Here is a 14,730-nt window from a genome sequence, read left to right on the forward strand (position 1 = left end):
CACTTACGACGCCTGTAATAAACTCTAACAACTATGGCAACTATTAAATTGAAATTCAGGACTTCATCGAAAGATGAAAAGGAGGGTACTCTGTGTTACCAGGTCATTCACAAGCGCAACGTGAGATGGATTACGACAAAACACCTCATCCGTGCCAACGAATGGAACCGTCACACAGCCTCCATCACGCTCACCGGCAATCGAGAAAGAGACTGTCAGCTGCGGCTGATACAATCGTCGGTAATCTGGGAGATGGAACAACGGAAGCGAATCATCAGACAGATGGAAACGGAGACCATGGACTATACCATCGAGATGCTCTTCCAGGCGTTTGAGCATCTGCCGGAGTGTGTCACCGTGTTCGACTTCATACAGAAGCAGATAGACAGGAAGCGGGAAATGAAGCGCTTCGGCACCGCGAGGACCTATACCAACACTCTGCGCAGCTTCCGAGAATTCCGAAGCGACAATGACCTCACGTTCACCGAGCTCACGCAAAAAATGATGGAGCAATACGAAGCCTGGATGACCCATCGCGGGCTGAAGCAGAACTCCATCAGATTTTATTTGCGCACGCTCAACACGCTGACACGCAAGGCTATCGACGAGCATCTGATGGAAGACCGTCAGCTATTTGCCAAAGTGCGTCTGTCGTATGTGAAGACGACAAAGCGTGCCATCACCGAGAGCCAGATAAGGCGCATCGAACGGCTCGACCTATCAGGAAAGCCCGCGCAAGCACTGGCGCGCGATATGTTTATGTTCAGCTTCTATATGCGTGGCATGTCGTTTGTGGATATGGCTTTCCTGCGCAAGGCAGACCTGAAGTATGGCATGCTGAGCTACTGCCGACGAAAAACCAACCAGCACCTGACCATCGCGTGGCATCGGGCGCTGCAGGACATCATAGACAGATATGCCCACCTCACCCGCAACACGCCTTATCTGCTGCCCATCATCACCCGAACCGACGGCACTGAATACAAGCAATACCGCAACCGGGAAGAGTGTATCAACAGGGCACTGAAGAGCATCGGGGTGGCTGCCGGACTCAAGATTCCGCTCACCACCTATGTGGCGCGACACTCGTGGGCAAGCATTGCGCGCAATATGAATTTCTCCATCGCCATCATCAGCGAGGGCATGGGCCACCAGTCCTACCGCACCACCCAAATCTACCTCGACTCCATCGACACCGCACGCATAGACGAAGCCAACAACCGCATCATTCGCAGGATAAGCATGGGGAAATAAACGGGCAGGAGACAGACCGACGACATACACTCACACCCGTGTCGGCAGTTATGAGCAATGCGAAGCACGCAGCCTCATCCTATTGGTACACAATGGTTTGCAACGCTCTCTAAACCACATATAAAATAAATGCGAACCATGAATTGCCTAATTCAAGGTTTGATTTCACCGTTTCAGAGTTTGCATTACGCGGTTCAAACCATGAAGTCATGATTAATGTCATCGGCGAAGAATTGCCGCTGCGTATTGCCACCAAGCAAGAGATGGGCAGCGCCCGCACATTGACCACCTCCGTCCGCACGTTGACCACCTCCGTCCGCACGTTGACCACCTCCGCCAGCCCCGTGACTGCACCCACCACAAACCAAGAAAAAAGCGGCCAAGACACAATGGTCTTGACCGCTTTCTATATATACGTTTATCTATTGGTTTACATCATGCCAGGCTGGGCGGGCATAACTGGAGCCTTCTCATCGGGCTTGTCGACGATAAGGCACTCGGTGGTAAGGAACATACCAGCGATAGAAGCCGCGTTCTCAAGAGCTACACGAGCAACCTTGGCAGGGTCGATGACACCAGCAGCACGCAGGTCTTCATAGATGTCCTTGCGAGCGTTGTAACCGAAGTCGCCCTCGCCCTCACGTACCTTGTTGACTACGACAGCACCCTCGCCACCGGCGTTGGCTACAATCTGGCGCAGAGGCTCCTCGATGGCGCGGCATACGATATTGATACCAGTCTGCTCATCGGCGTTGTCGCCCTTGAGGTCCTTGAGGTCCTGCTGGGCACGGATATAAGTGGTACCACCACCGACAACGACACCTTCCTCGATGGCTGCACGAGTAGCGCAGAGTGCGTCGTCAACGCGGTCCTTCTTCTCCTTCATCTCAACCTCAGAGTTGGCACCCACATAGAGCACTGCTACACCGCCAGCCAACTTGGCCAGACGCTCCTGCAGCTTCTCCTTGTCGTAAGAACTCTTGGTGGCAGCAATCTCGTTCTTAATCTGAGCCACGCGGTCCTTGATGTTCTCCTTGGCACCGTGACCGTTGACAATAGTAGTGTTGTCCTTGGTTACATTAACCTTGTCGGCAGAGCCCAGCATTTCGAGAGTAGCCTGCTCCAGCTTGAGTCCCTTCTCTTCGCTGATGACTACACCACCAGTAAGCACAGCGATATCCTCGAGCATGGCCTTGCGACGGTCGCCAAAGCCAGGAGCCTTGACAGCGCATATCTTCAAGCCACCACGCAGACGGTTGACAACCAGAGTGGTGAGAGCCTCAGAGTCTACATCCTCGGCGATAACCAGCAATGGACGGCCGCTCTCAGCAGCAGGCTGCAGGATAGGCAGGAAGTCCTTGAGGTTGGATATCTTCTTGTCGTAGATGAGGATATATGGATTCTCCATAACGCACTCCATCTTGTCGGCATCTGTCATGAAATAAGGTGAGAGATAACCGCGGTCAAACTGCATACCCTCTACGACACCGATATTGGTGTCACGGCTCTTGCTCTCTTCGATGGTGATTACACCGTCCTTGCTGACCTGACGCATAGCATCGGCGAGCAGCTTGCCAATCTCAGGGTCGTTGTTGGCAGAAACGGTAGCCACCTGCTCAATCTTGTCGTAGTTGTCGCCAACCACCTCGGCATTGGCCTTGATGTGCTCTACCACCTTGGCAACAGCCTTGTCGATACCGCGCTTCAAATCCATAGGATTGGCACCGGCAGTAACATTCTTCAGACCCTCGTTGACGATAGCCTGAGTAAGGATGGTGGCAGTAGTAGTACCATCACCAGCATCGTCGCCAGTCTTGGAAGCCACGCTCTTAACGAGCTGGGCACCGGTGTTCTGGAACTTGTCCTCGAGCTCCACCTCCTTGGCTACGGTAACACCGTCCTTGGTAATCTGAGGAGCACCAAACTTCTTCTCGATAACTACATTGCGACCCTTAGGACCGAGAGTTACCTTTACTGCATTGGCCAACTGGTCAACACCCTGCTTGAGCAGGTCACGGGCATCTGTATTGAACTTGATATCTTTAGCCATGATTCTATTTCCTTTCTTATTGTTATAAATGAAAACGGTAAATACTAATTATTCCTCAACAACAGCGAGCACGTCGCTCTGGCGCATCATCAGATACTTTTCGCCGTCATACTCGATTTCGGTACCTGCATACTTGCCATAAAGTACCACATCACCTGCCTTGAGTATCATGGCATCATCCTTGGTGCCCTGACCTACGGCTACGACCTTGCCACGCTGTGGCTTCTCTTTAGCTGTATCGGGAATAATGATTCCACCTACTTTTTCCTCGGCTGGTGCGGGAAGAACCAGCACTCTGTCTGCTAATGGTTTAAGTTTCATAATCTAATATTTTTAAGAGATTTATATTTTTTATTTTATCAATCTGCCATCTTGTCTGCCAAAACTGTGCCAATCCTGTCAGTCATGACAAAAAAAATAACAATTCACTGCATTTTTATGGGTAGCTTGTCAGCATTGCTCCTAATTGTGTCACATTTTGGCGTCCGCAATGGCAGTATTCCCAGGCATCACTGCCTGCTCCGCACCGCCTGCCCGCAAAGAAAAAGAGGGAAAAAGTTGGCAAGTCGCGATATTATCCGTAAATTTGCGAATATATATCTTAAGCACCTATACTCTCACGACTATGGCCCAAAACTATAAGAACATCAAAATTTTTATCAGCAGCACGTTCTGCGATATGGATGCCGAGCGCGACGCCATCATGAACCGCGTATACCCAGCAGTGGCACAAGCGTTGGCTCCCAAGCACATCCACGTTGACTTCATCGACCTGCGCTGGGGCGTAAGTACCCAGCAAATAGCCGAAAACGAGCGCGAGAACCATGTGCTGCGCGAGTGCATAGACAGCATCAACGAGTCGAGACCGTTCTTCATAGGACTCTTAGGCGACAGATACGGTTGGGTTCCGTCGCAAGAGAGTTGGGACTGCATCATCGACGGCATGAGTGACCATGAAAAGCAGTTCATCAACCAAGACACTGCCGAAGCCCGCAGTGTGACAGAGCTGGAAATGCTCTTCGGTTCGCTCATAGACAGTGACAATCTGCATCGCAGTCTGTTCTGCTTCCGCAACCCTGCGGTATATGAGCACATGGACAAGGAACACCTATTTATATATATACAGGACAACGAAAACGCGCAAAGCCATCTGGCCAGACTCAAGAAGCACATCATCGAAACCATGTCGAGCCACCAGCTCAAGCGCAATGTGTGCCAGTATGATTGTCAATGGGACGGCAACCGCCTGTGCGGCATGGACGGACTGGTGGACTTCCTCACCCAAGCGATTGTCCAGGAGATAGAACTCTATGAGTGTGAGAGCGAAGAGGGAAACCCCGAGAATGAATACGACTCGACTGCCGCGCGCTTTGATGCCATCATGGACCACCATGACGCCAACTTCTGCGGGCGCGAAGACTTTGTCGCCAACCTTACCGATGTAGCAGCCACCACCCAAGCTAAAGCCATCATGCTGACAAGCCATTATGGTCTGGGCAAGACTGCCCTACTCTCCCACTGGTATCGGCAGCTGTGCAAGGACGACCGATTTCTGCCCTACATCTACTTTGCCGACCGTCAAGGCAATCATGGCAAAGTGGAAATGCCACTGAAATACTGGTTGGCTGATAAGCGTACCGGTGCCACGCAACGTTTCGGCGCTGAATCCCAATACGAATTGGGGTTGCTGGCCAATAAACTGGAAGAAGCCACTGCGGCTGACAGCCGGCGCAAACTGCTCATCATCGACGATATACATCTGCTGGACAACTACCACAAATGGTTTGACCCTCGGCTCTTCGCCGACGACACACTGATAATATGTACAGCCGACAGCGAACAAGCCCCTCGTTTCGAGCATCTGTGCGACAACATTTATCTCTTGCCTCCGTTGAGCACGGACACTGCGCGACAGCTCGTCGAGACACGACTGCAGCGGGTAGGCAAACAACTGCAAACCGCCGTGATGGAAACTCTGCTGAACAAACAAGAGGGGAAAGTAAAGCCTGCCGGCATACCGCTATGGAGCGTGATGATAACCAGGCAGCTGGTCTTGCTCGACGGCAACTACTTTGCCCAGCAGCGCAAACGCCAAGAAGAGGATGCCGAACTCAAGATACAAAACTCTCTGATAGACATCATCGCACAGGCGCCTGTATATCCCGAGCAGCTATTCATGACTTGCGTAGAGTCGGCTGCCACATTCGTAGACAGGCAGTTCGTCTTGGACGTGTTGCGCTTCATCGCCATCACTGAATTCGGAATCCGCCCGCAAGACCTGAAGGCACTGATGGGCGAGAAATGGGACAACCTGAAATTTGCCGAACTCAAACGCCACATGGGAAGCCTGCTGGCAATCGATGAAGAGAGCGGCACGATAGACTTTGCTTACAGTAATTTCAGAAGCGAGATATACATCCAAGCCGGAGAGCAGCTCGCTCCCTACTTCGCTGCACTTATCACTCATCTGGGCGACATCTCTAAAAACGAGATTGACAACAACATCATTGGCAACGAGATACCCTATCTTGCGGTAAAATATGCCACTGCCGCCGTAATGGACTACATTCTTGACAACGACCGCGGTCATCTGCGCGACAAGAGCGTCTATGCGCTGGCAGACCTGACATTCAGAAAGTCACAAGTGGTAAAAGCATGGATGGAACTGGCAGCAGAGCGAAAGCCCAAGGAGACGATAGCGCTTGCCACCCAGATTATAAGAACCCACATGGGCTGCCGGCACTACACCGCTGCGGCCACGGTCGCCTCATGGGTTATACCCAAGATAGACAGTGGCAAACTGGACCAGGAGGCACGCCGCGACTACTATACCTTGGTAGTTCTCTATATGGAGTCGCTCTACCAGACGGGACAATATGAGAATGCCGCACATCTGTCAAACCATCTGCTGTCAGAGTGCTACAACGAGCTGGACAATCCAGACTACTACGAGATATGCGGCATGGCTATTCTGGTAAAGACACGCATCGAAAGCAAGAACCCCAACGAGCATACCCTGGGGTGGGCTGCGAAGGGCAACGACCTGATGGACCGCCTGGTGCTGGAAATGCAACAGGTGCAGATGATTACTTACCTGCGCGAGTTGAGCGAGATATATCTCACCATCCCAGGAGTAAACGAGCCAGAAGCGGAAAACAGGGCACAGTTTGTTGATGATTACCTGTCGGCTCCACAATGGATGTACCATCTATACTTTATGATTGCGCCGCTGAGGAAACATGCTGAAATGCTGGAGCAGCATGACGATTTCGCCGCTGCCATCCTACGCCAACAGGCTGATGACTACGAGCAGACCCTGCTCAACGCCTATCCCGACAATCCCCTCTTCAATGGAAACTGCACTATCCCCTGTGAACAAGACGGGCACGAGCCCGACAGCCTCTCCCGTAATTTCCCTGAGAGTCTGAACCACTACTACAGCCAGAAGAACCCGTCGATAGAAGACACGCTCAAGCTACAGATTGCCTTTTATCGTATGTGCAGCCATACCGAATGGAAACTGAAAGAAAACAGAAATCGTGGAAACAAAGAGCAAGAACTGCATGAGTTGCAGAGACTCAGCCTCGACATAAACCATATGCAAGCTACAGGTGTAACATCACCGTTGGTCATGATGGGCTATTCGTTGGCAAACAGCTGCATGGCCTACTACTACGAACAAATGGGCGACAAACAAAACATGATGTATCACAACAAGCAGCATGAATACGCACTGTGCGAAGCCTACAGCCTCTATCCCAACATCGCAGAACTGAAGCGTCGCTATGCTGCCGCAATTGACGAGACAGGTCGCCTCTTCCTGATGCTGTATGACAACTTCAAGGCAGCCGAAAAGTGCTATGCCAAGGCCAACGAGATGTTTGTCCAGCTCTTTGAGCAATCGCAGGAGGGAACACTCGTGGACGATATGGCGCTGAGTACCTACAATCTTACGACCATCTATCTGATGCAGAAGGACTATAACAAGGTGTGCGATACGTCGGCGAGGCTGCTGTCTATACCGCAGATAGAAAGCCGCATCGGACAGCAGGACTTCTTGGCTGGCATCTACGAAAATCTGTCAATGGCAAAACTCGCCATGGGCGACTCTACTGCGGCCAAGGAATACCAACTCGCAGCCAAAGGCATCTACAAGCGTCTGCTCGAGGAGCATCCAGACAACGAGAAATACATGAGAGACGTGGCGATAAGTTGTATACGCCAGACCGAACTGCTGATGTCTATCGGCGGAAAGGTGGATGATGCCATCGCCGAAATCAACGAGGGCGAGGATATGCTGCAACGGGTGCTGACACTCATCCCCAACTCGCCCAAGGCCATCAACAACTATATAGGTCTGCTGTCGTGTAAGACAAAACTGTATATACGACTGCACAACAGCGACAGGATGATAGAGGCATACGACAAGTTTGAGGCACTTACCCTCAGAAATATTATCGAGACACGCAACCCACAGCACATCCCACTCATGCTCAGCGAGATGGAATCATTTGTCGTCACCGCACAACAGTCCAAATGGGAGGAGATGGCACATGCCTTCATGGAAGTAAAGCAGCAAGCGCTGAAGCATCTGGTAGAAAACCGTCTGATAAAGACGCAATAGTCCAAAGGCACCCTGGGGAATAAGAAAAACCGGCACAGAAATGATGAGTTTGGCAAAAAATGAGTAATTTTGCAACATATTATTAGCATTGAGAATATGGAACTGAGACAACTCAAATACTTTCTGAAACTTGCCGAGACTCTGAACTTCTCTTCGGCTGCCAAGGAGCTGTTTATTACCCAAAGCACGCTGTCGCAACAGATTCTCAATCTCGAACGCGAATTTGACCAACCTCTCTTTGTACGCAACAGCCACGAGGTGCAGCTCACCGAGGCAGGGCGGCTGCTTATGCCCCATGCCCAAGAAAGCATCAATGCTGCCGAAAACTGCATAACTCTTGTGCAGGAACTCAAGCACATGCTTGTGGGCGAATTGAATGTAGGAGTGACCTTCTCGTTCAGCAATATCATGGCCGAGACCATGGCTGAGTTTCTGAAGAAATATCCCAATGTCAAGCTCAATGTATGCTATGACTCCATGGCTGTGCTTATGGAGAAACTGCAGCACCATGACCTGGATCTGGTCCTGGCGTTCAAGCCCCTAAAGACCGACAACCGCATCGACAGCGAGGTCTTGTTTCATACGCACGCTTCGGCAATAGTCAATGAGTTTCACCCACTGGCCCGCCAGTCGAAAGTGACGCTGGAAGAATTGCAGAAATATGGATTGGCGCTGCCCGCGATAGGCTTGCAGGCTCGCAACGCTTTTGAGAAGGTGATTGAAGGTAATGACATCACCTTCAAAATCAAATCGGAAATCAACAACGTGAACCTCCTGTTCAAGCTCGTCAAACAGACCAATTATGTGACCGTGCTGGCGGCGTCGACCGTCATCGGCGAGAGCGGCGTCTGCGCCATTCCAATAGACCTGCCCGAAGCCGACATGGAAGGATGTATCCACACCATGAAGAACGGATATACGAAGAATGCCGCACGCGAGTTTATCAATATGCTACACACCCCCGCAACTCTGTGGAAAGAAATAGCCCTGCCCAATGGATAAATCACATTGAGCAGGGTTATACCTTATTATATATAGATGACTGTAAAGGAAAGCAGACTTAATCCATACGATTCCGATAGTCTTCGTAGGTGAACTGGCGCAGCACTTCCAATTCATTGTCGGTATGCAGCAGGGCTATCGACGGATGGCTGATGCCATTGAACATACAGGTCTTGACTGTGGTATAATGCAGCATATCCTCAAAGATAACATTCTCGCCTACTTGCAGTTCATGGTCAAACTGCCACATTCCCATAAAATCGCCCGACAGACAACTGTTTCCTCCGATACGATAAACATGAGGAAGGGATGCGTCGGCATCCATGGGCAAGGAATGAGCTCCACGTATTTCAGGTTGGTAAGGCATCTCGAGACAGTCGGGCATATGGCAGGTAAAGCTGACATTGACAATAGCTGTACGAATGCCCTTATTCTCAACCACATCTACCACTTGTGACACCAATGGTCCTGTCTGCCAACCGAAAGCGCTACCCGGCTCAAGTATGACATGAAGATGGGGATAGCGGGCATGGAAGCCTTGAAGCAAACGTATAAGCCTGTCGACATCATAGTCAGCGCGGGTCATAAGATGGCCACCACCGAAGTTAATCCACTCAATCTGCGGGAACCACTTGGCGAATTTCTCCTCGATATGCACCAAGGTGCGCTCAAAGACATCAGGTCCGCTCTCACAATGGCAATGACAATGGAAGCCACGGATATCGGACGGAAGAGTGGCAGGAAGTGCGTCGGCCATAACACCAAACCGGGTGCCTGGCGCACAAGGATTATAGAGGGCAGTACCCACCTCGGAATACTCGGGGTTGACACGAAGTCCCAGCTGGATGGTAGAGTCTATCTCCCTGACCCACTCATGATAACGGGAGTACTGAGAAAGAGAATTGAAGGTAAGATGGCTGGAGCAACGGGCGATATCATCGATTTCATAATCGGTATATGCAGGCGAATAAGTATGCGCACGCGCTCCGAACTCATGAAAAGCCAGCATAGCTTCGCCCAAAGAACTGGCTGTTGTCGAAGAGATATATTCACGGAATATAGGGAAAGTCTTCCACAGAGCGTAGGCTTTGAACGCCAATATAATCTCCACGTCGGCTTCGGAAGCCACACGCTGTATCAGCGCCAGATTTCTACGCAGTCTCTCTTCCTCCAGAATATACATTGGGCGATGGATTTCGCCATATGTCAGTCTATTTACCTTCATCACAGTCTTAACCTAAGTCTATATTTTGGTGCAAAGTTAATTTTTTATTTGATTATAATTGCAGATTTAATGGTTTTTTCATACATTTGCATCGTAAAAACGAATGCAGATGAAACTAGTCATAATGACCAAGTCCACTTTTTTTGTGGAAGAAGACAAAATACTAGCCAGCCTCTTTGATGAAGGTATGGACAATTTGCACCTTTTCAAGCCAGGTTCATCGCCCATGTATTCTGAGCGTCTGCTCACATTACTCCCTAAAGATTTTTATAAGAAGATAACCGTCCACGAGCATTATTATTTGAATAATGAGTACCGTCTGGGCGGTATACATATAGACAACCCTGCCGACATTGCCCCCAAAGGTTTCAAGGGTCAGCTGGGGCGTACATGTTCAGACCTGAGCATGTTGCGACAGATGAAGAAGGAAAGCAACTACGTCTTTCTGAAGAATATCTTCGACTGTATGGAATTCCCGGAAGAGAAATCCAACTTCAATCTTAATCAATTGGAGGATGCGGCCAAAGCCGGGTTGATAGACAAGAAAGTATATGCCTTGGGAGGAATGAGTCTGGAAAGGATTCGCATTGCCAAAGCCTTAGGTTTCGGTGGTGTAGTGATATGCGGAGACCTGTGGAACAGATTTGACATACACAACCAGATTGATTTCAAAGAGCTGATTGGTCACTTTCAGCGTTTACGCAAAGCAACGAACTGATAAAAACCACTTGTATAATTAAAATAACGCATAAAAATGAGTGAGAAAAACTCTTTTTTGGTGTTCTCGGGAACAAACACGAGATACCTTGCAGAAAAAATCTGCGCAAGTCTGAATTGCCAGTTGGGTAACCTTATCATTACCAAATTCTCTGACGGCGAGTTTGCTGTATCGTACGAAGAGTCTATCCGTGGTCGTGATGTATTCCTGGTGCAGAGTACATTCCCCAACTCTGACAATCTGATGGAGTTGTTGTTGATGATAGACGCAGCCAAGCGCGCATCGGCAAGACACATCAATGCGGTAATTCCCTACTTCGGATGGGCACGTCAGGACCGCAAAGACAAGCCACGCGTAAGCATTGGCGCCAAACTTGTGGCCGACCTGCTGAGTTGTGCCGGTGTAGACCGCGTCATTACAATGGATTTACACGCCGACCAGATTCAGGGATTCTTCGACGTACCCGTAGACCACCTCTACGCATCTGGCGTCATCCTCCCCTACCTGCAGAGCTTGAAACTCAAGGACATGGTTATCGCCTCTCCCGACGTAGGTGGCTCAAAGCGCGCCAACTCGTATGCCAAATATCTGGGCTGTCCACTGGTGCTGTGCAACAAGACCCGCGCAAGAGCCAATGTGGTAGAAAGCATGCAAATTATCGGTGATGTGAAAGACAAGAATGTTATCATCGTTGACGATATGGTTGACACCGCTGGTACCATTACCAAGGCTGCCAACATCATGAAGGAAGCCGGCGCAGCCAGCGTGAGAGCCTGTGCTTCACACTGCGTAATGAGCGGCCCCGCCAGCGACCGCGTACAGCAGTCCGAACTGGAAGAGATTGTATTTACAGACTCTATCCCCTACACCAACCGCTGCTCCAAGGTAAAGCAGCTGTCTGTAGCTGATATGTTTGCAGAGACCATACGTCGTGTGGTTGAAAACGAAAGCATCTCTTCACAGTATCTGTTATAATGAAGATAACTTATAAGACACTACTTATTGGAGTGGCAACCGTCTTGTTTATGGGCGGTTGTCACTCCAATGCGTCTAAGGCTCCTGTCGAAAGCAGTGTAGCGAAAGACACGATAGCCAACGTACAACTCTATGACCTGCAGCGCAACACCGCCAACCTCTATGACGAGATAAGCAAGAACAAACTTACCGTAATAGACTTCTGGGCATCCTGGTGTGGTCCTTGCCGTATGGAGGCGCCCAACCTGATAGAGATATACAACGACTATAAGGACAATGGGCTGGGATTTGTCGGCATCTCGCTTGACGGCGAATACAAGAAGTGGACTGAAGGCATCGAACAGCTGCAATTGCCCTGGCCACAATACTCGGACCTCAGACAATGGGATGACACTCTGGCAAGAATGTATAACATTGAAAGTATTCCACACACTATCATCGTCAACAGCAAAGGCGAGATTCTGGCCCAAGGACTGAGAGGCGATGAGTTGAGACGCTTTATCGACACCCAACTATAAAAAGCGGAGTATGGCTGTATCCATGATAATAGCCATAACGCAAAATATACAAAGAGAAAAGGAGACATTCACCACATTCGGCGATTGTCTCCTTTTCTCTTTGTTGTCCAGTACGTGCTATTTGATAATTTCGGCTATGGCTTTAGCCATCTCGGCCGCACCTTTGGCTGATGGATGTACGCCATCGCTCAACATAAACTCCGGCTTAGAAGTCATACGCTCGCGAATGTCTATAATCTCACACTTGTTCTTCTTGGCCAACTTGCGAATAATGGGGATAATCTCGTTTTCAATCACCGTATTATTGATGTCATTCGGATTGACCATCTTGTTGGAAGCAACCAAGGGAAGCATCAGATAAATCTTAGGAGAAGAAGGCAGACGCTTCAGGCTGTCTATCATCTGCTGCATATCATGGGCAAACTCCTTTCCATATTGCCAGTTATGGGCTTTGGAATCATTGGTACCCAACTTAATGATGGCAATATTGGGATTGAAATCAAGAGCCTCACGCCATGCCTGCTCCTTCATATAAGGGTAGTCACCCTTGTTGAGCATGGTACGGGCGCCGACGCCATAATTCTCCACATGATAGCCTTCGCCAAGCAAATTCTGCATTTGGGCAGGATAGCCAAACTGAGAGCGCATATCAATACCCGAACCGTCGGTGATACTATTACCGATACAAGCTACACGGACGGCATCGCGGCGATGACTGGGCAACTGGTTGAGCCATGAGGTAAGATTGCCAAGCATCTCATCGTGATACTTGAACTTGGAATTAAATCCAAAGCCATGTCCACCAGAGGGATAAATATAAAGCGCGCATTTGCCACCCTTGGAACGCATGGCAGAATAATAAGCCACGGCATTGGTCACAGGAGGAACGCTCACATCGTCATTGGCCAACAAGAGAATGGCGGGCGGGGGAAGATGACGCTGCACATGGAGCTGATTGCTGAATTCCTTGACGAGCTCTGGATTATGCCATTCCTTTCCCAACAGGTTTTTAGCCGAACCGGCATGACCTTTTTTCTCGTCCATCGAGATGACGGGATAGAAAAAGATGGAGAAGTTGGGACGATGGGCGAAATCGGCATGGGTAGAGATAGTCGAAGCAAGATGTCCGCCAGCCGAAGAACCCATGATTCCGACATCATAGGGATTGACATGCCATACATCAGCACTATCGCGCACCATCTTCATGGCAGCCATAGCATCGCCGATAGGAAGCTGACGGTTACCATGTGGCAAACGATACTTCAACACAAAGCAGGCAATTCCCTGCTGATTGAAATACTCTGCCCAGTCGGTACCTTCATGCTGCATAGCGACTATCCAGTAAGCTCCACCAGGGCAGACTACCACGGCACGACCGGTGGCCTTCTCTGCAGAAGGAAGGAAACAACTGAGGGTGGCCTTGCCATCCTCGCTCACCGGCACTACAAACGAACGGCTCGTAGATTGAGCCTTGACCATTATCGCACATAAAGCGATGAGAATGAATAAATAAACTCTTTTCATTGTTTTGTTAGATTATCTTTTTATTCTTAATTTTCATGGATATTACGCTCCTCGCCCACACCCTAATAACGATGCCCAAGCGGAAGATGCCGCCAAAGGCAATTGGGCACAAGGCGCCAGAAAAACACCAAAAGGCGATAACGCCAATCGATAACCACCACATGGCGCCGACGGTATATGCTGCGGACGATGTGGCGGGCCACCACTTCAGGCTTCATCTTCATGGGAAAGCCAGAACCGGCAATGAGCGCAGTGTCAACAAAACCAGGACGGATGTCAGTAAACCGAATGGGGAGTCGCTGGGAATAAGCCAACTGCTCCAAAGCCTGGATATAGGTATTCTGAAAGGATTTGGTCGCACTGTAGGAAGGCGCCGGAGCAAGTCCTTTCACACCAGCTATCGAAGAGATAACAGCAATATGCCCTCCCCCATGCGTTTTCATATACTGAAAGGCAACATTGACAAGCCGGCAAAATCCCACCACATTGGTATTGACGGTATTCATCTCTATCTGCGACTCCAAATCAAGGTTCTGCGAGCCGATACCAGCCGCATGGAAGTACAGGTCGACACCACCAAGGCGGTCTATAAGTGCCAAAAGACGGTCAGGCGCATCAGGCATGGTGACATCGCACAGCGCATAGTCAACACGGTCATCAGCCATTTCGCGAAGAGAGACAAGAGGCTGTTCTCTACGCGCCATAAGCCCCACTTGCCATCCATCACGGATAAGACGGCATGCCACTTCACGGCCAATACCCGATGAAGCTCCTACTATTATTGCCTTTTTCATCGTAACAAAATTACGAAAAATAGATGGAAAACAGAGAAAAACTGCA

General features: G+C 49.9%; 12 protein-coding genes. 6 read left to right on the forward strand and 6 right to left on the reverse strand.

Annotated elements, in window-relative coordinates; translation table 11 throughout:
- Positions 1-33: 33 nt before the first annotated feature.
- On the forward strand, positions 34-1,254 hold the full coding sequence (locus CIK95_RS05715; RefSeq protein ID WP_094466504.1) for a site-specific integrase: 1,221 nt from the start codon (positions 34-36) through the stop codon (positions 1,252-1,254).
- 109 nt (positions 1,255-1,363) lie between these two features.
- Here CIK95_RS05715 and CIK95_RS12810 read toward each other — a convergent pair whose 3' ends face one another.
- Genes CIK95_RS12810 through CIK95_RS05725 form a run of 3 tightly spaced genes read right to left on the reverse strand, consistent with a single transcriptional unit; the run spans position 1,364 to position 3,625 of the window.
- Positions 1,364-1,642 carry a hypothetical protein gene (locus tag CIK95_RS12810; protein WP_144007752.1) on the reverse strand — a complete coding sequence of 93 codons (279 nt, stop codon included), beginning with the start codon at positions 1,640-1,642 and terminating at the stop codon, positions 1,364-1,366.
- 42 nt (positions 1,643-1,684) lie between these two features.
- Positions 1,685-3,304: a chaperonin GroEL gene (gene groL / locus CIK95_RS05720; protein WP_094386959.1), complete on the reverse strand. Its 1,620-nt coding sequence runs from the start codon at positions 3,302-3,304 to the stop codon at positions 1,685-1,687.
- A 48-nt stretch (positions 3,305-3,352) separates the two neighbouring features.
- The gene (locus tag CIK95_RS05725) at positions 3,353-3,625 is read right to left on the reverse strand and encodes a co-chaperone GroES (protein ID WP_022310156.1); all 273 of its coding nucleotides are present in this window, start codon (positions 3,623-3,625) and stop codon (positions 3,353-3,355) included.
- Between the two features lie 304 nt (positions 3,626-3,929).
- On the opposite strand from CIK95_RS05725, the gene CIK95_RS05730 reads away from it, so the two are divergent.
- Both CIK95_RS05730 and CIK95_RS05735 read left to right on the forward strand, forming a co-directional pair.
- Positions 3,930-7,928: a DUF4062 domain-containing protein gene (locus CIK95_RS05730; protein ID WP_158215099.1), complete on the forward strand. Its 3,999-nt coding sequence runs from the start codon at positions 3,930-3,932 to the stop codon at positions 7,926-7,928.
- 96 nt (positions 7,929-8,024) lie between these two features.
- Positions 8,025-8,930 (forward strand): LysR family transcriptional regulator, encoded by a 906-nt coding sequence (locus tag CIK95_RS05735; RefSeq protein ID WP_022310159.1) that lies wholly within the window; start codon positions 8,025-8,027, stop codon positions 8,928-8,930.
- Positions 8,931-8,988: 58 nt separating this feature from the next.
- On the opposite strand, the gene nspC is transcribed toward CIK95_RS05735, so the two are convergent.
- Entirely contained in the window at positions 8,989-10,155 is a 1,167-nt protein-coding gene (nspC, locus tag CIK95_RS05740) for a carboxynorspermidine decarboxylase (protein ID WP_094466506.1), read from the reverse strand.
- A 109-nt stretch (positions 10,156-10,264) separates the two neighbouring features.
- On the opposite strand from nspC, the gene CIK95_RS05745 reads away from it, so the two are divergent.
- From CIK95_RS05745 to CIK95_RS05755, 3 genes are read left to right on the forward strand one after another with little or no spacing between them, the layout of a single operon-like run.
- Complete coding sequence (locus CIK95_RS05745; protein WP_094466533.1) at positions 10,265-10,873, forward strand: thiamine phosphate pyrophosphorylase; 609 nt, start codon at positions 10,265-10,267, stop codon at positions 10,871-10,873.
- 36 nt (positions 10,874-10,909) lie between these two features.
- A complete protein-coding gene (locus CIK95_RS05750; protein ID WP_022310162.1) occupies positions 10,910-11,848 on the forward strand; it encodes a ribose-phosphate pyrophosphokinase in 939 nt (312 codons plus the stop codon).
- Positions 11,848-12,366 (forward strand): TlpA disulfide reductase family protein, encoded by a 519-nt coding sequence (locus tag CIK95_RS05755; RefSeq protein WP_254046179.1) that lies wholly within the window; start codon positions 11,848-11,850, stop codon positions 12,364-12,366. The genes CIK95_RS05750 and CIK95_RS05755 overlap by 1 nt, the downstream gene beginning before the upstream one ends.
- 117 nt (positions 12,367-12,483) lie before the next feature.
- On the opposite strand, the gene axeA1 is transcribed toward CIK95_RS05755, so the two are convergent.
- On the reverse strand, positions 12,484-13,845 hold the full coding sequence (gene axeA1 / locus CIK95_RS05760; protein WP_254046430.1) for an acetylxylan esterase AxeA1: 1,362 nt from the start codon (positions 13,843-13,845) through the stop codon (positions 12,484-12,486).
- Between the two features lie 107 nt (positions 13,846-13,952).
- Positions 13,953-14,684, reverse strand: a complete 732-nt coding sequence (locus CIK95_RS05765; protein WP_094466508.1) for an SDR family oxidoreductase — start codon at positions 14,682-14,684, stop codon at positions 13,953-13,955.
- Between the last annotated feature and the right edge of the window lie 46 nt (positions 14,685-14,730).

Origin of the sequence: Prevotella sp. P5-108 (assembly GCF_002251385.1) — a bacterium.
In the GTDB taxonomy this organism is placed as follows: Bacteria; Bacteroidota; Bacteroidia; order Bacteroidales; family Bacteroidaceae; genus Prevotella.

Bases quoted from the DNA above. Each gene is read 5' to 3' on its own strand.
- CIK95_RS05755 (WP_254046179.1), top strand. From the start codon at position 11,848: ATGAAGATAACTTATAAGACACTACTTATTGGAGTGGCAACCGTCTTG.
- CIK95_RS05765 (WP_094466508.1), bottom strand. From the start codon at position 14,684: ATGAAAAAGGCAATAATAGTAGGAGCTTCATCGGGTATTGGCCGTGAA.
- CIK95_RS05730 (WP_158215099.1), top strand. From the start codon at position 3,930: ATGGCCCAAAACTATAAGAACATCAAAATTTTTATCAGCAGCACGTTC.
- CIK95_RS05735 (WP_022310159.1), top strand. From the start codon at position 8,025: ATGGAACTGAGACAACTCAAATACTTTCTGAAACTTGCCGAGACTCTG.
- groL (WP_094386959.1), bottom strand. From the start codon at position 3,304: ATGGCTAAAGATATCAAGTTCAATACAGATGCCCGTGACCTGCTCAAG.
- axeA1 (WP_254046430.1), bottom strand. From the start codon at position 13,845: ATGGTCAAGGCTCAATCTACGAGCCGTTCGTTTGTAGTGCCGGTGAGC.
- CIK95_RS05750 (WP_022310162.1), top strand. From the start codon at position 10,910: ATGAGTGAGAAAAACTCTTTTTTGGTGTTCTCGGGAACAAACACGAGA.
- nspC (WP_094466506.1), bottom strand. From the start codon at position 10,155: ATGAAGGTAAATAGACTGACATATGGCGAAATCCATCGCCCAATGTAT.
- CIK95_RS05725 (WP_022310156.1), bottom strand. From the start codon at position 3,625: ATGAAACTTAAACCATTAGCAGACAGAGTGCTGGTTCTTCCCGCACCA.
- CIK95_RS05745 (WP_094466533.1), top strand. From the start codon at position 10,265: ATGAAACTAGTCATAATGACCAAGTCCACTTTTTTTGTGGAAGAAGAC.
- CIK95_RS05715 (WP_094466504.1), top strand. From the start codon at position 34: ATGGCAACTATTAAATTGAAATTCAGGACTTCATCGAAAGATGAAAAG.